General features: G+C 59.9%; 18 protein-coding genes. 10 read left to right on the forward strand and 8 right to left on the reverse strand.

Annotation, left to right across the window (positions count from 1 at the left end; genetic code table 11):
• Positions 1-151 precede the first annotated feature (151 nt).
• The gene (locus M2366_RS15270) at positions 152-1,156 is read right to left on the reverse strand and encodes a substrate-binding domain-containing protein (protein ID WP_042043940.1); all 1,005 of its coding nucleotides are present in this window, start codon (positions 1,154-1,156) and stop codon (positions 152-154) included.
• A 420-nt stretch (positions 1,157-1,576) separates the two neighbouring features.
• Here M2366_RS15270 and M2366_RS15275 point away from each other — a divergent pair, with 420 nt between their 5' ends.
• From M2366_RS15275 to M2366_RS15300, 6 genes are all read left to right on the forward strand, one after another.
• On the forward strand, positions 1,577-2,695 hold the full coding sequence (locus M2366_RS15275; RefSeq protein ID WP_042043942.1) for a branched-chain amino acid ABC transporter substrate-binding protein: 1,119 nt from the start codon (positions 1,577-1,579) through the stop codon (positions 2,693-2,695).
• 69 nt (positions 2,696-2,764) lie between these two features.
• A complete protein-coding gene (gene livH, locus M2366_RS15280) occupies positions 2,765-3,691 on the forward strand; it encodes a high-affinity branched-chain amino acid ABC transporter permease LivH (protein WP_042043944.1) in 927 nt (308 codons plus the stop codon).
• Between the two features lie 85 nt (positions 3,692-3,776).
• Complete coding sequence (locus M2366_RS15285) at positions 3,777-5,033, forward strand: high-affinity branched-chain amino acid ABC transporter permease LivM (RefSeq protein WP_259270132.1); 1,257 nt, start codon at positions 3,777-3,779, stop codon at positions 5,031-5,033.
• 91 nt (positions 5,034-5,124) lie between these two features.
• Positions 5,125-5,892: a high-affinity branched-chain amino acid ABC transporter ATP-binding protein LivG gene (gene livG / locus M2366_RS15290; RefSeq protein WP_042043949.1), complete on the forward strand. Its 768-nt coding sequence runs from the start codon at positions 5,125-5,127 to the stop codon at positions 5,890-5,892.
• A 10-nt stretch (positions 5,893-5,902) separates the two neighbouring features.
• Complete coding sequence (locus M2366_RS15295; protein WP_042043951.1) at positions 5,903-6,604, forward strand: ABC transporter ATP-binding protein; 702 nt, start codon at positions 5,903-5,905, stop codon at positions 6,602-6,604.
• A gap of 72 nt (positions 6,605-6,676) precedes the next feature.
• Positions 6,677-7,528 (forward strand): AraC family transcriptional regulator, encoded by an 852-nt coding sequence (locus tag M2366_RS15300; protein WP_259270109.1) that lies wholly within the window; start codon positions 6,677-6,679, stop codon positions 7,526-7,528.
• Between the two features lie 35 nt (positions 7,529-7,563).
• Here the strand turns inward: M2366_RS15300 and M2366_RS15305 are convergent, their stop codons facing one another.
• Positions 7,564-8,157: a LysE family translocator gene (locus tag M2366_RS15305; protein ID WP_157014102.1), complete on the reverse strand. Its 594-nt coding sequence runs from the start codon at positions 8,155-8,157 to the stop codon at positions 7,564-7,566.
• A gap of 173 nt (positions 8,158-8,330) precedes the next feature.
• On the opposite strand from M2366_RS15305, the gene glpE reads away from it, so the two are divergent.
• Both glpE and glpG read left to right on the forward strand, forming a co-directional pair.
• Positions 8,331-8,654, forward strand: coding sequence for a thiosulfate sulfurtransferase GlpE (glpE, locus tag M2366_RS15310; protein WP_042043952.1), 324 nt, complete (start codon positions 8,331-8,333; stop codon positions 8,652-8,654).
• A gap of 29 nt (positions 8,655-8,683) precedes the next feature.
• Positions 8,684-9,517, forward strand: coding sequence for a rhomboid family intramembrane serine protease GlpG (gene glpG, locus M2366_RS15315; RefSeq protein ID WP_259270133.1), 834 nt, complete (start codon positions 8,684-8,686; stop codon positions 9,515-9,517).
• 224 nt (positions 9,518-9,741) lie between these two features.
• On the opposite strand, the gene M2366_RS15325 is transcribed toward glpG, so the two are convergent.
• Entirely contained in the window at positions 9,742-12,168 is a 2,427-nt protein-coding gene (locus tag M2366_RS15325; protein ID WP_259270110.1) for a VolA/Pla-1 family phospholipase, read from the reverse strand.
• Between the two features lie 291 nt (positions 12,169-12,459).
• On the opposite strand from M2366_RS15325, the gene M2366_RS15330 reads away from it, so the two are divergent.
• Entirely contained in the window at positions 12,460-12,717 is a 258-nt protein-coding gene (locus M2366_RS15330) for a ubiquinone biosynthesis accessory factor UbiK (protein ID WP_042043955.1), read from the forward strand.
• An 87-nt stretch (positions 12,718-12,804) separates the two neighbouring features.
• Here M2366_RS15330 and fre read toward each other — a convergent pair whose 3' ends face one another.
• From fre to trxA, 5 genes are all read right to left on the reverse strand, one after another.
• The gene (fre, locus tag M2366_RS15335) at positions 12,805-13,503 is read right to left on the reverse strand and encodes an NAD(P)H-flavin reductase (protein WP_259237307.1); all 699 of its coding nucleotides are present in this window, start codon (positions 13,501-13,503) and stop codon (positions 12,805-12,807) included.
• Positions 13,504-13,553: 50 nt separating this feature from the next.
• Entirely contained in the window at positions 13,554-15,041 is a 1,488-nt protein-coding gene (ubiD, locus tag M2366_RS15340) for a 4-hydroxy-3-polyprenylbenzoate decarboxylase (RefSeq protein ID WP_224433065.1), read from the reverse strand.
• A gap of 32 nt (positions 15,042-15,073) precedes the next feature.
• Positions 15,074-16,087 carry a hypothetical protein gene (locus tag M2366_RS15345; protein WP_224431659.1) on the reverse strand — a complete coding sequence of 338 codons (1,014 nt, stop codon included), beginning with the start codon at positions 16,085-16,087 and terminating at the stop codon, positions 15,074-15,076.
• Between the two features lie 243 nt (positions 16,088-16,330).
• Complete coding sequence (gene rho / locus M2366_RS15350) at positions 16,331-17,596, reverse strand: transcription termination factor Rho (RefSeq protein WP_042043959.1); 1,266 nt, start codon at positions 17,594-17,596, stop codon at positions 16,331-16,333.
• 208 nt (positions 17,597-17,804) lie between these two features.
• Positions 17,805-18,131: a thioredoxin TrxA gene (gene trxA / locus M2366_RS15355; protein WP_042043962.1), complete on the reverse strand. Its 327-nt coding sequence runs from the start codon at positions 18,129-18,131 to the stop codon at positions 17,805-17,807.
• 114 nt (positions 18,132-18,245) lie between these two features.
• Between trxA and rhlB the strand changes: the two genes are divergently transcribed.
• Entirely contained in the window at positions 18,246-19,535 is a 1,290-nt protein-coding gene (gene rhlB, locus M2366_RS15360; RefSeq protein WP_042043964.1) for an ATP-dependent RNA helicase RhlB, read from the forward strand.

The following is a 19,535-nucleotide window of genomic DNA, read 5'->3' on the forward strand; positions in this document are numbered from 1 at the left end:
CCCCGCGAGGGGCCTTTTTTCTGGGCGGGAGTTGAGCCTTCAATGCAGGGTCTGCAACAATAAGTGCCGCTCAGGGTCATCCCCGACCATCACCCATAAAAACGGCCACCCGCAGGGGTGGCCGTTTCTCGATGGGTAGCACCCAAGGGGTTTAGCGCAAGGACTTGACCGAGCGGCGCACGATGAGTTCGGGCTGCACCGTCATGGATTCGACTTCCAGCTCCTTGTTGCGGATCCGGCTCACCAGCTGTTGCACCGCCAACAGACCCAGTTCGGCCTTGGGGTGGCGAATAGTGGTGAGCGGCGGGCTGGAGAAGCGCGCCATCTCCACATCGTCATAGCCGATGACGGAGATGTCGTCCGGCACCTTGACCCCGGCCTCCCAGGCCGCGCAAATGGCGCCTATCGCCATGGGATCGTCGAAGGCAAAGACCGCGGTCGGACGCGGCTCGAGCGCCAGGATATGCAGCATCTGGTCGAAGCCGCTCTGACTCTCGTAGTCACCCTCGAAGATCTGTTCATCCTGCAAGGTGAGCCCCTGCTCGGCCAGGGCATCGCGCACCCCATCCAGTCGCTGCTGGGTGGTTGGTTTGTCGAGCTGACCCGTGATGCAGGCGATATTGCGGTGACCCTGCTCCAGCAGGTGGCTGACCGCCATGCGGGCACCGATGCGGGCGTTGTCATTGATGACGTTGGCAAAATCGCACTCGGTTCCCCAATCCAGCACCACCTGAGGCACATTCTTGTGGATGCGCAGCATGTCGCGCAGGGGGGTATCGATGTCGGTGCCCAATACCAGCAGGCCATCGACCCGCTTCTCCATCAGCATTCTCAGATAATGCTGCTGACGGGGCGGCTGGTTCTCTGTATTGCAGAGGATCAGGCTGTAGCCCTGCTCGAAGCAGTAAGCCTCCACCCCGCGCACCACCTCCGCGAAGAAGGGGTTGGCACTGGTAGTGACCAGCATGCCGATGGTCTTGGTCGAATTTATCTTGAGGCTGCGCGCCACCGAATTGGGTGCGTAGTTGAGCTCTGCCACCGCCTCAAGCACGTTTTGGGTTGCTTCTTCGCTGACCCGACGGGTGTGATTGAGTACATGTGAGACGGTGGAGATGGATACGCCTGCGCGCGCGGCGACATCTTTAATAGTGGCCATCTCTGTCTCCTGAATATCAAAAGCGGAACCTTAGCAGATTTCCCGAATAAAGGCTTGAAATTAACGGGAACTATCAGGCGATTGCCGATGCTGGCTAATCTAGGTGCTGCCCAGAGTTTGCGCAAACAGATTTTGAACGAAATGGGAGCCTCATCAGAGTAAAAACTCGTCAGGTTTTTCCGCTATCAAATCAACAAGATTCGAATGTTAACTTTATGTTGCCCACACGAAACAGCATGAAACACCAAGTAAATGTCTATACATAGTAGCAAGCTTCATCTAACCCCCACCTAACCCCCCTTATGCCATATCTTTAACAGCTTGTTATTACTGGGGCAGGAATGATAGAACCTTACCATTGCCGGACAAGCGGGAAGTCTGCCCGGTGTGAAACAATCCACTGATTAAAGGGACGAATCTATGAATAACTGGAGCAAGGTTGCAGTCAGGGCAGCGGTTTCTATGGCGCTGTTTGGTTCTGTTTCCATGGCCTATGCCGCCGATACCATCAAGATTGGCATTGCAGGCCCGGTCACCGGCCCGGTCGCTCAATATGGCGACATGCAATTCACCGGCGGCAAGATGGCCGTCGAGATGATCAACAAGGCTGGCGGCATCAAGGGCAAGCAGATCGAGGCCGTCATCTATGATGATGCCTGCGATCCCAAGCAAGCGGTCGCGGTCGCCAACAAGGTGATCAACGACGGTGTCAAATTTGTGGTTGGCCACCTCTGCTCCGATAACACCCTGCCCGCCTCCGACATCTATGAAGACGAAGGCGTGCTGATGATCACCCCCGCCTCCACCAACCCCAAGATCACCGAGCGTGGCTACCAGATGGTGCTGCGGACCATAGGTCTGGATAGCGATCAGGGCCCGACTGCCGCCAAGTACATCATCGACGTGGTCAAGCCCCAGCGTGTCGCCGTCATTCATGACAAGAAGCAGTACGGTGAAGGCATCGCCTCCAGCGTGAAAGCCACTCTGGACAAGGCTGGTGTCAAAGTCGTGGCCTTCGAGGGTATCACCGCAGGCGACAAGGACTTCTCCGCCCTGATCGCCAAGCTGCAGAAAGAGAACGTCGATTTCGTCTACTACGGCGGCTACCACCCGGAGCTGGGCCTGATCCTGCGCCAGGCAAATGAGAAAGGCTTCAAAGCCAAATTTATGGGTCCGGAAGGGGTAGGCAACAAGGACATCTCCGCCATCGGTGGCAAGGGCTCCGAGGGTCTGCTGGTGACGCTGCCGAACAAATATGACCTGGTGCCAGCCAACGCCCCGATCGTCGCGGCTTTCAAGGCCAAAGGTCAGGACTCTTCCGGTCCCTTCGTCTGGACCACCTATGCGGCAGTCCAGACCCTGGCTGCCGGGATAGAGAAAGCGGGTGAAGACCCGGTTGCCGTGGAAAAGGCCATCAAGAGCAGCACCATAGACACCGTCATGGGCCCCCTCACCTGGGCTGCAAATGGCGACCTGAAAGGCTTCGAGTTCGGCATGTTCGAGTGGCATGCCGACGGCACCTCTACTCAACTCAAATAATAAATCTGCCGGAGGGGGTGAGCATGCTCACCCCCTCACGTCTTTGCGGGCAAGTACAGGGAACGCAGTATGTCCGAACATATTCTTTATTTGGTTCAGCAATTGCTGAACGGATTAACCATAGGCAGTACCTATGCGTTGATCGCCATCGGCTACACCATGGTCTATGGCATCATTGGCATGATCAACTTCGCTCATGGCGAGGTTTACATGATTGGCTCCTATGTGGCCTTCATGGTCATGGCCGCCCTCATGATGATGGGTATAGACACCACCGCCATACTGCTTGGGTCTGCCTTTCTCATCAGTATCATAGTGACCGGCACCTATGGCTGGACCATAGAGCGGGTCGCCTACCGCCCCTTGCGCGGCGGCAACCGTCTGATCCCCCTCATCTCCGCCATCGGCATGTCGATCTTCTTACAGAACATGATGCGCATGGCCCAGGGATCCCGGGACATCGCCATGCCGACCCTGATCAGTGGCGGCTGGAACTTTGGCTCAGAAGATGGCTTCCAGGCCAGTCTCTCCTATATGCAGCTCATCATCTTCGTGGTGACCTTTATCACCATGCTGGCGCTGACCCAGTTCATCAACCGCTCCCGCATGGGCCGCGCCTGCCGCGCCTGCTCGGAAGACATCAAGATGGCAAACCTGCTGGGCATAGACACCCATGTGGTCATCTCCATTACCTTCGTGCTGGGGGCCACCCTGGCCGCCGTCGCCGGTGTGCTGCTTGGCATGTATTACGGCGTCATCAACCCCTACCTCGGCTTTATGGCCGGTCTGAAAGCCTTCACCGCCGCGGTGCTGGGTGGCATCGGTAGCATTCCCGGTGCCGTGATCGGGGGGTTGTTGCTCGGCGTGGTCGAGGCGCTCACCGCCGGCTACCTCAGCACCGAGTACAAGGACGTCATGGCCTTCGCCCTGCTCATCCTGGTGCTGCTCTTTATGCCCACCGGTCTCCTGGGTCGCCCGGAGGTCGAAAAAGTATGATGAAACATGCATATATCATCGGCCTGATGCCGCTCTCCATGGCCAGCACTGGCATCCTGGGTCGCCCGGAGGTCGAGAAGGTATGATGAAACGTCAATTCATTCACGCCTGCGTCGCCAGCCTGGTGCTGATGCTGCTCTCCTTCTGGCTGCTCGGCTTCAAGCTCGAGACGGAAGGCACCCGTCTGCTGGTCATCAGTCGACTCGATGTCTCCCTGATCTGGTTGCTGGGTGGGGCGGCGCTGGTGTTCTGCTTCCAGCTGCTGCGCAGCCAGATCCTGGGACTGTTCAAGGGGTCCACCAGCGGCGTCTCCAAGCTGGTGCTGCCCAGCCCGGAGCAGGCGCCACGCCTCTACAACACGGCGGCCCTCATCGCCCTGCTGCTGGCGGTAAGCTGGCCCTTCATGGCCTCCCGTGGTGCCGTGGATCTCGCCACTCTCACGCTCATTTACGTGATGCTGGGTCTGGGGCTGAACGTGGTGGTCGGTCTGGCGGGTCTGCTCGATCTCGGTTATGTCGGCTTCTACGCGGTCGGCGCCTACAGCTATGCCCTGCTCAACACCTACTTCGGGCTGAGCTTCTGGGAGTGCCTGCCCATCGCGGGGGGCATGGCCGCCCTGTTCGGCTTCCTGCTCGGCTTCCCCGTGCTGCGGCTGAGGGGGGATTATCTGGCCATAGTGACCCTGGGGTTTGGCGAGATCATCCGCATCCTGCTCAACAACCTCACCTCCCTTACCGGTGGCCCAAACGGGATATCAGGTATTCCCAAACCCACTCTGGGTGGCCTGGAGTTCAACCGCACCGTCAAGGACGGCGGCTTCGGCACCTTCCACGAATTCTTCGGCATCACCTACAACGCCAACCACAAGGTGATCTTCGTCTATCTGATGGCCTTGCTGCTGGTGATTGCCACCCTGTTCGTCATCAATCGCCTGCTGCGTATGCCTCTTGGCCGTGCCTGGGAGGCGCTGCGTGAAGATGAGATCGCCTGCAAATCACTGGGGCTCAACCCCACCATCATCAAGCTGACCGCCTTTACCATAGGCGCCTGCTTCGCGGGCTTCGCGGGCAGCTTCTTTGCTTCGCGCCAGGGCTTTATCAGCCCCGAGTCCTTCGTATTCATCGAGTCCGCCATCGTGCTGGCCATCGTGGTGCTGGGTGGCATGGGCTCCCAGATCGGCGTGGTGCTGGCCGCCATCGTGATGACGGTACTGCCCGAGCTGGCTCGCGAATTCAACGAATACCGCATGTTGATGTTCGGTCTGCTGATGGTCTTCATGATGATCTGGCGTCCTCAGGGTCTGCTGCCAATGACTCGCCCCCATCTGGAGCTGCAAAAATGAATCAGAAGTTATTGGAAGTCTCTGATCTGTCGATGCGTCACCTGGCTGGGCTGCTCGTGATGACCCTGGCCCAGCAAGTGGAGCTGCAAAAATGAATCAGAAGTTGTTAGAGGTCTCTGATCTGTCGATGCGTTTTGGTGGCCTGTTGGCCGTCAACGGCGTCAAACTGGATGTCGACCAGGGCGAGGTCATCTCCATCATTGGTCCCAACGGGGCTGGCAAAACCACTATTTTCAACTGCCTGACCGGCTTCTACCGGCCAAGCGGTGGCACCATCCGTTACCGTGGCGAGGAGATCCAGGGGCTACCCGGCCATCTGATCGCCCGCAAGGGGGTGGTGCGCACCTTCCAGCACGTGCGGCTGTTCAAGGACATGACGGCAGTAGAAAACCTGCTGGTCGCCCAGCATCGTCACCTCAACACCGGTTTTATCTCCGGTCTGTTCAAGACCCCGGCTTTTCGCCGCGCCGAACAGGAGGGACTGGATCAGTCCGCCTTCTGGCTGGAAAAGGTGGGCCTCAAGGATCTTGCCAACCGTCCCGCGGGCAACCTGGCTTATGGCCAGCAGCGCCGCCTCGAGATTGCCCGCTGCATGGCCACCAAGCCAGCACTGTTGATGCTCGATGAGCCGGCAGCTGGTCTCAACCCCCATGAGACCGACGAGCTCAACGAGCTGATCGTCGGGCTGCGCGACGAGTTCGGCGTCTCTGTGTTGCTGATCGAGCACGACATGAAGCTGGTGATGGAGATCTCCAACCGCATCTTCGTGGTCAATCAGGGCACCCCGCTGGCTCAGGGTAAACCGGAGGAAATCCGTAATAATCCGGCAGTGATCAAGGCCTATCTGGGCGAGTCGTAAGGACAAAAAGATGTTAGAACTTCGCAACGTATCGACCCATTACGGCAAGATCCAGGCCCTGCACGACGTCAGTGTCGAGGTAAAAGAAGGCGAGATAGTCACCCTGATCGGGGCCAACGGCGCCGGTAAAACCACGCTGCTGATGACGCTCTGTGGCGAACCCAAACCCAGTAGCGGCAGCATCTGGTTCGAGGGAGAAGAGATCACCTCCCTCACCACGGCTCGCATCATGCGCAAAGACATCGCCGTGGTGCCAGAAGGGCGGCGTATCTTCGCCCGACTGACGGTGGAGGAGAACCTGCGCATGGGCGCCTTCTTCGTCGACAAGCATGAGCAAGAGGGTCTGCTGCAACAGGTGTTCACCATGTTCCCACGGCTCCATGAACGGCTGGAACAACGGGCGGGCACCATGTCCGGGGGCGAGCAGCAGATGCTGGCCATCGGTCGGGCTCTGATGAGCAAGCCGCGCCTGCTGCTGCTCGACGAGCCCTCCCTCGGCCTGGCCCCCATCATCATCCAGCAGATCTTCGACACCATTTTGCAGCTGAGGGAGAAGGGCATGACCATCTTCCTGGTGGAGCAAAATGCCAACCAGGCACTCAAGCTGGCGGACAGAGGCTATGTGCTGGAGAACGGCCGGGTGGTGCTGCAAGACTCGGGCGCCGCCTTGTTGTCCAATCCCGCAGTGCGCCAAGCCTATCTGGGCGGCTGACATGGCTCCTTTACCCATTTCATCCTGCTATCCATGGCAGCCATGCCCCGGATATCGCTCGGTGATGAGGTCGTGAGCCACCCCAGGGGCACCCCGGACAGTCACAGGTTCTGGCGTGACCCTGAACTGCCTTTTATCGAGGCGCGCTCGGTGCAAGATGGCCGGCGCGTCTGCTATGACAAACACAGTCATGCCCACTTCTCCATCGGTGCCATTACCGGCGGCCACAGCCACTACCTCAATCAGCGCAGCTGGCAGAGCGTTGGCAGCGGCACGCTGGTGCTGATGAACCCGGAAGAGGTCCATGCCTGCAACCCCGTCTCGGATCAGCCCTGGTCCTATCTGATGTTCTATCTCGACCTCGACTGGCTGAGGGGCCAACAACAAGACGCGGGTCTGGGCAGCGAATTTCGCCCCTTCGACATGACCGCCAGTCGGGATCCCCTGCTCTATTCCCTATTGGCAAGCCTCTATCGCACCCTGGTCGATAGCAGCCAGGATACCCTGGCCAAACAGGTGGCCTGCCACGGATTCGGCCACCAGCTACTGCATCGCCTGACCCCGGCCAAGTGGGATGATCGCCCGCCCCCGCGCCTGCAACGGGCCGCCGAGCTGATGCAGGACGACTGCGCCAATGCGCTCAGCTTGCAACAGCTAAGCGCCGTGGCCGAACTCAGCCCCTCCCACTTCGTGCGCGCCTTCAACCGTCACTACGGCATGACGCCCCACGCCTACCTGCTCAACCAGCGTATTCGCCACGCCCGCATGCTGTTACAGCGGGGGCAATCCCTGGCCGATGTCGCCCTGGCGAGCGGCTTCGCCGATCAGGCCCACTTCCAGCGCCAGTTCAAACGCTTGGTCGCCGCCACTCCGGGCCAGTATCGTGCCCAGATGTCGCGCCAAGACGTCCACTGCGATGAGTGATGAGAAAGCAGGCCAGTGCCCCAGAGTGCTCAAGATCAGGGTTCCATCACCAGATAGAGGCCGCTGAGCAGCAGTAGCGCCGCCATGGCGCGATTGAACCAGCGCAGTCGACGCCGGCATGACAAGGCCTCCCGCAACTGGCTGCCTGCATAAGCCCAGCAGGCAATCGATACCAGACAGATCACCAGGTACAACAAGCAAAACTGCAGTACCTGCCCCAGCCCTCCTAGCGCGCCATAGGCACCAACCCCCATGCTGGCCGCCAGCCACGCCTTGGGGTTGAGCCATTGCATCATGGCGCCATACCAGAATGCCGGAGGCTTGCCCTCCTGAGCACTCAGCGTGCCGTCATCTCGCAGCAGCAACCAGGCCATGTAGCAGAGAAAACCCACCCCGCCCCAACGGATGGCGCTGCCGAACACCGGCCAGCTCGATAAGAGGGTGCCCAGGCCCAATCCCATCAGCAATAACAACAAGATGAAACCCAGGGTAGCCCCGACCACGTGCCGCAGGCTGGCACGAAAGCCATATCGGGCCCCGTTGCTGAGGGCCACCAGATTGACGGGACCCGGGGTAATGGACATGGCCAGGGCAAACCCGGCCATGGATAACAGCAGACTCGTTTCCATCAATGACACTCCAACAAGATGAGAGGAGGCCACCCTAGCGGCCATGACAGGCCCGGGTATTGAAGAAAATTGCGCTCAGGCCCTCGCCGGGGTGCCCAGAGGAGATTGCCCCCTTAGCGCAGGCGCGCTCATGGGGTAAACTGCAACCCTATCGTTACTATCAGGACAAGGTCATGGATCAATTCGCCCACATCAGCGCCCAGGATGCCCACACCAAGCTCGCCGCGGGCGAGGCAAGACTCGTCGATATTCGCGATCCCCAGTCATTCGAGACATCTCATGCGGTGGGCGCCTTTCATCTGACCAACGGCAGTCTGGTGCGTTTCATGGATGAGGTGGACTTCGACACCCCCGTCATCGTCATCTGCTATCACGGCAACAGCAGCCAGGGTGCAGCCCAGTACCTGCTGCAACAAGGCTTCGAGGAGGTATACAGCCTGGATGGCGGCTTTGAGGCGTGGCGCAAGGAGTTCCCCATCCAGGCCGGCGATGCATGAGCGGCGCCGATGAGCACGTCCCGGCAGGCATGATACAGCTGCTGGTACTAGACAACGCCCGCATGGCCCAGGCGCTGGTCGACTACCTCAGCACTCTGGGGATCCCGTGCGAGCTGACCCAGTCAGAGCTTGGCGTCAGTATCTGGCTCGCCGACGAGCAGCGTGTCGCCCAGGCCCAGCTCGAGGTGAAGCGTTTCCTGGCCGAGCCCAGTCACCCCCGCTACATGGAAGCCTCCTGGCAGTCCGGCCGGGCCGATGTCCGCATCGACTACAGCAAGGGCATGACGGATCCCATCACTGATTTCCTGCACCACGCCGGGCCACTCACCCTGCTGGTCATCATCGCCTGTCTCGCTATCTATGCCCTGCAGGCGATCGGCCTGCCCATCTATGACCTGCTGGCATTTCACCCGACACTGGCCCAGTTTGCCGATTGGCAGGCCTGGCGTTACCTGACTCCGGCCTTCATCCATTTCTCCATATTGCATCTGGTGTTCAACCTGCTGTGGTGGTGGTATCTGGGTGGCCAGATAGAGCAGCGCCTGGGCAGTGGCAAGCTGTTTATTCTGCTGCTGGTCGGGGCGGCCCTGCCCAACATCGCCGAGTTCTTCGCCAGCGGCCCGCTGTTTGGCGGCCTCTCCGGTGTGGTCTATGCCCTGCTCGGCTACCTCTGGCTGCGCGGCCGCCTGCAACCGGAGTCCGGTTTCGCCCTGCCACCGGCACTGATGGGCTTCATGCTATTCTGGCTGGTGCTCGGCTTCTTCGACCTGCTCGGTACCAGCACGGCCAACATCGCCCATCTGATCGGCCTGCTGGTCGGTCTGCTGCAAGGCTGGCTGGACCGCCACCACAAGCTGGCCTAGTCGTTGTTGTCATAAGGTTTTTCTCGACCTGCTCGGCAGCCATACCGCCGCCAACATCGCCCATCTGGTGGGTCTGCTGGTCGGTCTGCTGCAAGGCTGGCTGGACCGCCATCACAAGCTGGCCTAGTCGGGCTTCAGCAACATAGCGTCATCAAAAGAGCGCCATAAAAAACGCCGCCCCCGAGGGCGGCGTTTTGCTGGCTGGCTCACTCGAGCCTGCACAGTTACTGCTTGATCAGCGTAGGATCCGTGACCTTGACCGCGGTACCGCCACTCATGAAGAAGCTGGCGAACTGGGTCTGCAGCTCGGTGGTCACCTTGCCGGTCGGATCGAAGTGCTCGTCTGGTGCCAACAGCGAGCTGTGACCACCGGCCAGGATACGCACCGCATGGTGGTTGGCCGCGCCGGTTGCCGTCAGCGGCTGCAAGCCGAGCAGCTTGAGCAGCGGCTCTGTGCCACCCAGCGGCGCAGTCGCAATGCTGTTCGGGATCACCTGATCCGGCAGGCTGCTGGCGCCATCCCCCACGATCTCGGAGGCAAACAGCGGGAAGTCCGTCTTGATGCCTGACACCAGGTTGATGGGATCAGCCGAATCCAGCACCGACTGGGCGGCGAAGCTGTAAGTCTGCAACGTGCTGGCCGCGCTCGCCTGAGTGGCGGCGTCCAGGCTCGGCAGGAACTCGTTGACGAAGCAGCTTGGCACCGCCGTCTGGCAGCTAGGCGCATAGGCGGTAAAGCCAGCCTTGAGCGCCGGGCTGCCTGCGGTCAGCACGCCCATCTTGATGGTCGGGCCGAAGGTCGGCGAGTTGAGCAGCAGGGGCGCTATGCCGCCACCGGGCATGCCCAGGCCGCCGGTGTCGAACTTGAACAGGGCATTTGCCAAGGGGTTGCCGATGTCCTGGTTGGAGACGGAGAGCAGATCGGCTCCCGAGATGGCCCCCAGGGAGTGGCCAAGGAAGTGTACCTTGAGCCCGGCGCCGCCGAGCTGGGTGCCCAGGCCTTTGGCATTGGCCAGCCCCACCGCCAGACGCAGCCCGAGCAAGTCGGCCACGCTCTGTTTCAGGTTGTCCCGTGCCACCGTCAGGTAGCTCAGATTCAGATAGGGGGTTGGATTGCTCTCGGTGGTAACCGAATCCAGGCTGCCGGTCAGGGCGTAGCCGCGCTCCCCGTGCAGTGGATGATCGATGACCACTATGGCCACGTTCTTGCTGGCCTGCAGGCCGGCGCCAATCTGGCTCAGGGCGATGGCGTAGGCGTTCTCCTTCACCGAGGTGACGCCGTGCTGATAGATGATGACGTCGGTGACGGCACTGAGCGGCGCGGCGGAGAAGATGCGCATCGGCACGTCCTGCACCTCGGTCAGGGCCGGCAGCGGGTTGAAGCGGCCTATGTTCTGCTCGGCATCCAGCGGCTTGCCACCCGAGGTGATGGTCGCGCCGATCAGCTTGCTCGCCTCGGCCAGCAACTCGGCCTGACGGGTCGGATCGGCAATCAATTCGCCCAGCAAAGCCGGATCCACGCCCGCCCCCACCAGACCACCGATCACCTCGCTGTCATTGGCCTTGAGCGCATTGGCGATGGCATAGAGGCTGGGGATGGCACCGTGCCAGGACTGAGTCTTCGCCTTGTCCCAGGAGCCGGCGCTGGTTGGTGTTGCCAGGAAGTAAGGCAGCTTGACCGCCCCCGTGTACACCTTGGTCGCAGCCGCGATACCGCTCAACTGAGGGTTGGCGCCAATGACGCTCTCCAGCAGGGACTTCTGCTCGTCCGGCAGGAAGGGCTCACCCGCCAGCTGGGTCAGGAAATCGACCCCGGCATTGAGGCCCGTCATGGTGTAAGTGAGCGGCAGGCTGTCATTGCCCTCGGCATCCTGTTTCCACAGGGCGGCCGCATCCAGGGTCGGGCTCTTGAGAATGGAGGCCGCGGCCCCTTTCACCGCCAGCAACACATCGGCGCCGGACTGGGTACCGAACCAGTCGGAGAAGATGACATGGTCGCTGCTCACCCCGGTAGCGCCCTTGAACAACGCCTCTTGCAGGGTGATCAGGCCATTGATGGTCTGCTCCTGAACCGTGCTGCCTGCACTGCCCTTGAAGTTGCTGTAATCGCTACCGGCCTGCAGTGCCTTGCCATCGCTGTCTTTCAGACTGTCGGTGGCGACAATCATGTAATAGGAAGAGGGATTGAGCGGCTTGAGCGGCACCAGGTTGAGCTTGCCCCCCGCGCTGGCGACCACGTAGTCGCTGCCGTAGCTGAGCAGCTTCTTGACGCCGCTCGGGCGCAAGGTGGCGCTGTCGAACTCCAGCTCCAAGAGATAGAGGGGAGCGACCGAGGCACCGAATTCAGCCGCGGCGGGCGCAGGCACCTGGGTACCCGAACCGGTGACAGGCACAATCTGGATCGCCTGGGTGGTGGACCAGCCATCCAGGGTCGACAGGGCTGACACCGGGTTGGAGCGATCCGCCGTCTCGGTGGAAAACTTGAGGGTACCATCGCTGGCCCGCGCAGCCAGGGCGCTCGGCCGCACCGCATTGGAGCCGGTTAGCAGATAGTCCAGGTAGCTGGAGGTGTCGTCATCCTTACTGTCACTGCCACCGCAACCCGCCAGCAGGGCACTGAGCACGGCTACATAAACAAGCTTCTTTTTCATATCCATGTCTCTTTAGTTGTTATCCATACGAGTCGACGCTTTGTCGCCACCACCAACATATTAACAGGCAAGCAACAATTATCACCCATCTGGTCAGTCATCTGATCTGATTTTTTTGTGTACAAGGTCAAGGAATTGCATTTTAGACAGACTCAATAGGTTATCAGCGGCCACGACTGACCCTGCCCCGACCAGCCAGCCGGATCGGACAGTGTCGCAAAAATCCCCCAGGGTTCGGCAAAGCGGGCAAATAGTCGGTAGAATGGCGCCATCAGATGAGGAGAAGATGTGATGATCGACCCGAAGAAACTGGAAGATATTGCCAAGCAGGTTCAGAACGCCCTGCCCCCCGGCATTCGTACCATGGGCGAAGAAGTGGAGAAGAAGATCCGCCAGGTGCTGCAAGCGCAGCTCGGCAAACTGGATCTGGTCAGCCGTGAAGAGTTCGATGTGCAGACCAAGGTGCTGCTGCGCACCCGTGAGAAGCTGACCGCCCTGGAAGCCAAGCTGGAGCAACTCGAGCAGAAGCTGGGCGGCAAGAGCGAATAAGCCCTGGTCTCTCGCGCCAGAAAATAACAAACCCCAGCCAGGCTGGGGTTTGTTATATCCGCGAACTTATCGGTAAGAACGCTTCATTTAGATAAATTCGTAGGCATCGCCGAAGATACGCTCAGGCTCGGCACCCAGCAGTTTGAACTCTTCCCGCGCCGCGCCCGCCATCTCGAAGCGGCCCGCCACATAGATGTCGTAGTCATGCAGACTCACGAAATCATCCATGATCGCCTTGTGTACCAGACCGATACGACCGCCCCAGTCAGCCTCGGGCTCCTGCACCACGGGGATGAAGGTGAGCGGTTCGTAGCTGGCGGCCCAGCGCTCCATCTCCGCCTGCTCGTAGAGCCAATGGGCCTGACGCACGCCCCAGTAGAGGAAGACGGGACGCTTGCTGCCGTTGGCAATCAGGGACTCCAGTATGGAGCGGGCATAGGAGAAGCCGGTGCCTCCCGCCATCAGGATCAGCGGACGGGGCGAGCTGTCACGCAAGAAGGCCTTGCCAGCCGCCAGCTCCACCTCGATTTCGCCCTGCTCGCGCATGCGGGCCAGCACCTGACCTGCGTAGGCGTTTTCAGGAGTCGCCCCGATTTGCAATTCCAGCACCCCCTCCCGGGTCGGCGAATTGGCGATGGAGAAGGGTCGCTTGTCCGAATCGCTCATCACCACCAGTAGATATTGGCCCGGCTTGAAATTCACCTCTTGCTGTGGCGTCAGGGCCACGTGCCAGATGGTATCGACATATTCACGCAGCTCCGCTACGCGGCACTTGATACGTTGCATTCTATTCCTTGCGACGGGCCGGCCGGCCCGCTCCTTTTATTGATTCAGACTCATGACCCTGGGGTCGCGTCGTCGAAAATATTCAGTTCAGACCAGATGGCATCAATCTTCTGCTTGACGGCTTCATCCTGAACTATCGGCTGACCCCACTCGCGATTGCTCTCCCCCGGCCACTTGTTGGTGGCATCCAGCCCCATCTTTGAGCCCAGGCCCGAGACGGGCGAGGCGAAGTCGAGATAGTCGATGGGAGTATGCTCGATGAGGGTGGTGTCCCGCGCAGGATCCATGCGGGTGGTGATGGCCCAGATCACATCCTGCCAGTTACGGGCATCGATGTCATCGTCGCAGACGATCACGAACTTGGTGTACATGAACTGGCGCAGGAAGGACCAGACCCCCAGCATCACCCGCTTGGCATGGCCCGGGTAGCGCTTCTTGATGGTCACCACCGCCATCCGGTAGGAACACCCCTCAGGCGGCAGATAGAAATCCACTATCTCCGGGAACTGCTTTTGCAGTATGGGGACGAATACTTCGTTGAGGGCCACGCCGAGCACCGCCGGCTCATCGGGTGGGCGGCCGGTATAGGTACTGTGGTAGATGGCATCCCGACGCATGCTGATATGGGTGACGGTGAACACCGGGAACTCATCCACCTCGTTGTAGTAACCGGTGTGGTCACCATAGGGGCCTTCCGGCGCCATCTCACCGGGCTCAAGGTAGCCTTCCAGCACGATTTCGGCGCTGGCGGGCACCTCAAGGTCGCAGCTCAGGGCCTTGGCCACCTCGGTGCGGCTGCCCCGCAGCAAGCCAGCGAAGGCATACTCGGAGAGCGAATCAGGCACCGGGGTCACGGCGCCCAGTATGGTGGCGGGATCCGCGCCGAGGGCCACCACCACCGGGAAGCGCTTGCCTGGATGGGCCTCCTGCCATTCGCGAAAATCGATGGCGCCGCCGCGATGATCCAGCCAGCGCATGATCAGCTTGTTCCTGGCGATCTTCTGCTGACGATAGATACCGAGGTTCTGACGCTGCTTGTAAGGGCCACGGGTGATGGTGAGCCCCCAGGTGACCAGCGGGGCTACGTCCCCTGGCCAGCAGTGCTGGATGGGCAACTTGTCCAGATCCACCTCATCCCCTGCCAGCACCAGCTGCTGGCAAGGGGGCGATGAGACCCGCTTGGTCGGCATGTTGAGCACCTGCTTGAAGATGGGCAGCTTCTCCATCAGCTCCTTGAGACCACGAGGCGGCTCGGGCTCTTTCAGATAAGAGAGCCAGGTGCCGACCTGACGCAGGGCGCTCACGTCCTGCTGGCCCATGCCCATGGCGACGCGATCCGGGGTGCCAAACAGGTTGGTCAGCACGGGCATCGCATACCCCTTGGGATTTTCGAACAGCAGCGCCGGGCCACCGGCCCGCAGAGTTCGGTCACTGATCTCGGTCATCTCCAGGTAGGGATCTATCTCCTGGCTGATGCGCTTGAGCTGGCCTTTCTTCTCGAGCTGCGCGATAAAATCACGCAAGTCCTTGTATTTCATGCGGGTACCGGCTGGATTCAGGAGGTGGGGCATTATAACCCCGGCGGAGTCCCTGTTGTACCCGTATCGGGTGCCAACAGCAGGGAGATGTTCGGCCGCCGCTCCATGCGCGTCAATTCATCGGCCAATCGTACCAGCAGTCTGGGTTCATCGACCTCGAGCAGCAGGCTGGCGACCAAACCACCATATTGGCTGTTGCCGAGTTCGGCCAGCAGGAAGTCCTGGGCCTTGATGGGCAGAGGCGAGAGCTGACTCAGCGCCTTCAGGGCTGGCCGTTTCAGCTTGGGATTCCTGGTCGCGGCGATGAGCAGATCGCTCGCCGTGTCCCCTTGCTGCAGGGAAGACAATGCCTTGAGGGCCACCAGACTGTCATCGTCCACTGGCTGGCGCCACAGCATGAGAAACAGGGATGGCTCGCCAGTACGCAGCAGCAGCTGGCTCAGCAGCCGGTTATCGGGCAGGAATATGTTCAGCTTGCCCAGCGCTTGCGCCTGCTTGTACAGCAAGCCGGCGGGCAACTGGGCTATCGCCTGGAGCAAGGCCTGCTGTTGCTGGGCCAGGAGGGGGTTACGGCTGTTGTAGACGCTCTTCCATTCGAAGCTGCCATTGCTCAGTGCCTGGCGATACTGCGCCTGCCAGTTCTGCTGTTGCCAGTGGGTGAGCAACAGACGGGCCTCGGCGGGAAAGTCATAGGCGGGCAGCTGCATCAGGAAGCCATCGACCTCCCCTTCGACTAGCCATTGAGGTGCCTTGGTTGACTGGGTCTGCACCCAGTATTGCAATGGCGCCGTGGCGGGTATGTGCTGCAGGTCGCTGAGCAGCTGGTAGAGCAGAAACTCACGCTGGCCCAGGCTCAGGGAGGCGAGCAAGGTATCCACCGCATCAAACCGACCGGCCTGGAGCTGCTCCAGCAGATAACGCTGGCTCTCGCGCAGTCCCTCATCGGCGACCAGGGCACTCTTGATCGGGGGTGGCTTGCTGACGGGGGTGGCCATGGCCGTTCCCGCCAGCAGGCTGGCCAGCAATAAAAAAACCAATCCTTTCATGACGTCTCTATCCATGTGACATCCAGGCTTCATAGTACGGCAAATCCTTTACCCAAAACCGCGATCCCACGCGGATTGCGGCATCTTGCGGCCAAATTGGCCAATCCATCCGCCATCTGCCGACAACTCAGGACTCGCTGGCCACGTTTAACCTGCCAGCCCCCTGCGCAACAAGGAGCCAGGGCGCGGATAAACAAAAACCGCGACCAAAAGGTCGCGGTTTGCACAGCACTCGGCGAGCACTTACTTCTGCTGACGACGCATGGAGTCGAAGAACTCGTCGTTGGTCTTGGTCGCTGCCAATTTGTCGATCAGGAACTCGATGCTGTCGATCTCACCCATGGGGTGGATGATTTTGCGCAGGATCCACATCTTCTGCAGCTCGTCGGGAGCGGTGAGCAGCTCCTCCTTGCGAGTGCCGGAGCGGGTGATATCGATGGCAGGATAGACACGCTTCTCGGCAATTTTGCGCGAGAGGTGCAGTTCCATGTTGCCGGTACCCTTGAACTCTTCGTAGATGACTTCATCCATCTTGGAGCCGGTGTCGACCAGTGCGGTCGCGATGATGGTCAGGCTGCCGCCTTCCTCAACGTTACGGGCGGCACCGAAGAAGCGCTTGGGCCTGTGCAGGGCGTTGGCATCCACACCACCGGTCAGTACCTTGCCGGATGAGGGGATGACGGTGTTGTAGGCACGCGCCAGACGGGTAATGGAGTCCAGCAGGATCACCACATCCTTCTTGTGCTCGACCAGACGCTTGGCCTTCTCGATCACCATCTCGGCAACCTGAACGTGGCGGGAGGCGGGCTCGTCGAAGGTAGAGGCGATCACTTCCCCTCTCACCATGCGCTGCATCTCGGTCACTTCTTCCGGACGCTCGTCGATCAGCAGCACGATGAGTTCGCAGTCAGGGTGGTTGTAAGCGATGCTCTGGGCGATGTTCTGCAGCAGCATGGTCTTACCGGCCTTGGGGGGCGCCACGATCAGGCCACGCTGGCCACGACCAATGGGGGACGCCAGATCCAGTACACGGGCGGTGATGTCTTCGGTCGAACCGTTACCACGTTCCATGCGCAGACGCTCGTTGGCGTGCAGCGGCGTCAGGTTTTCAAACAGGATCTTGTTGCGGGCGTTTTCCGGACGGTCGTAGTTGACCTCGTTGACCTTGAGCAGCGCGAAGTAGCGTTCGCCCTCTTTCGGTGGCCGGATCTTGCCGGAGATGGTATCGCCGGTGCGCAGGTTGAAGCGGCGGATCTGGCTTGGGGAGACATAGATATCATCCGGGCCAGCCAGATAGGAGCCATCTGCGCTGCGCAGGAAGCCAAAGCCATCGGTCAGGATTTCCAGCACACCGTCACCAAAGATATCCTCACCACCCTTGGCGTGTGCCTTGAGGATCGCGAAAATAATATCTTTTTTGTGGGCCCGAGCCAGATTTTCCAACCCCATGGTTTCGCCGAGCTTGACCAGCTCAGACACAGGAGTGTTCTTTAATTCAGTCAGATTCATAGTGGTGAAAGTCTGTAAGCAAGGATTGAATGGGGACGAGACAGTCTGCTGGATTGATGCCGATAGGATTGGATTCGCCAGACTGTTGTTAAGCAAAGCGTCAGACAAAACGGTTAGCAAACGAGCGTTAAATTAGCACCAATCGGGGTGAGCGTCTAGGTCATAAAACACAAGGAGCGCATTATTGCAATGCGCTCCTTCTTGATAATTACAGGTTGCCGTCCAGGAACTCTTTGAGTTGGGTCTTGGACAGGGCGCCGACCTTGGTGGCGGCCACTGCGCCGTCTTTAAACAGCAGCAGGGTGGGAATACCACGGATGCCGTACTTGGGGGCGGTCTCGGCGTTGTGGTCGATGTTCAGTTTGGCCACGGTCACACGACCTTCATACTCTTGGGAGATTTCGTCCAGAATGGGAGCAATCATTTTGCAAGGACCACACCATTCTGCCCAGAAATCGACCAGAACAGGGCCAGCGGCTTTGATTACATCTGCCTCGAAGCTGGCATCGCTCAGCTGAACAATCTTGTCACTCATCTCCAACTCCAGTCAGTAAATAAGGCCTTAATTGAGACGTCAACGAAGGCAATAGTTGCCCTATTTGAAATGATCCTGTTTATTATTGCAAGCCTAACCTGATAACCTACCGCCATGAGCAAAACACACTTAACGACCGATAAATTCGCCCAAATGGGCCTCGAACCCGAAGTTCTGGCTGGTCTGGAATCAAAGGGATTTCACTATTGCACCCCCATCCAGGCACTGTCCCTGCCCTTGCTGGTCGAAGGTCATGACCTCGCCGGACAGGCCCAGACGGGTACAGGCAAGACCCTTGCCTTCCTGGCTGCAACCTTCAACTATTTGTTGACCCATCCGCTGACCAAGCCGCGCCTGGTCAACCAGCCTCGCGCCATTATAATGGCACCGACCCGTGAGCTGGCGGTGCAGATCTACAACGATGCCGAGAGCATGTCCGCCTCGACCGGGCTCAAGCTCGGCCTCGCCTATGGTGGCGAGGGTTATGACAAGCAGCTGGCCGTGCTGGAACAGGGGGTCGACATCCTGATCGGCACCACCGGCCGTATCATCGACTACTTCAAGTCCAAGGTGATCGATCTGGGCTGCATCCAGGTTGTGGTGCTGGACGAAGCGGATCGCATGTTCGATCTGGGCTTCATCAAGGACATCCGCTTCCTGTTCCGCCGCATGCCAGAGGCCACCGAGCGTCTGAACATGCTGTTCTCCGCGACCCTCTCCCTGCGGGTGCAGGAGCTGGCCTACGAACACATGAACCACCCGGAACATGTGCAAGTCGAGCCGGAGCAGATGACGGGCGTGCGCATCAAGGAGGAGCTGTTCTACCCCTCCAACGAAGACAAGATGCTGTTGCTGCTCTCCCTGATGGAAGAGGAGTGGCCGGATAAAGCCATCGTCTTCGCCAACACCAAACATGTCTGTGAAGACGTGCAAGCCTGGCTGGAAAACGACGGCCATCGCGCCGGCCTGCTGACAGGCGACGTGCCGCAGAAGAAGCGGATGAAGATCCTGGAAGATTTCACTCAGGGCAAGCTCGACATCCTGGTCGCCACCGACGTGGCCGCCCGTGGTCTGCACATCCCGGACGTGACCCACGTCTTCAACTACGACCTGCCCGACGATGCCGAAGATTACGTGCACCGCATCGGTCGTACCGGCCGCGCCGGCAAGAGCGGTCACTCCATCAGCCTGGCCTGTGAAGACTATGCCTTCAACCTGCCGGCCATCGAGGAGTACATCCATCATGCCATCCCGGTCAGCAAATACGACCGCGATGCGCTGCTGGATGATGCAACCGCACCGAAACGGATCCACCGCAACCGCCAACCGGTGAACCGCAACTCGCGGGATCGCCAGGGTGGTGGCAACAGCAACAACCGCCGTCGCCCGCCTCGCAAGAACTAA

Source organism: Aeromonas sp. BIGb0405 (assembly GCF_024807335.1).
GTDB lineage: Bacteria > Pseudomonadota > Gammaproteobacteria > Enterobacterales > Aeromonadaceae > Aeromonas > Aeromonas rivuli.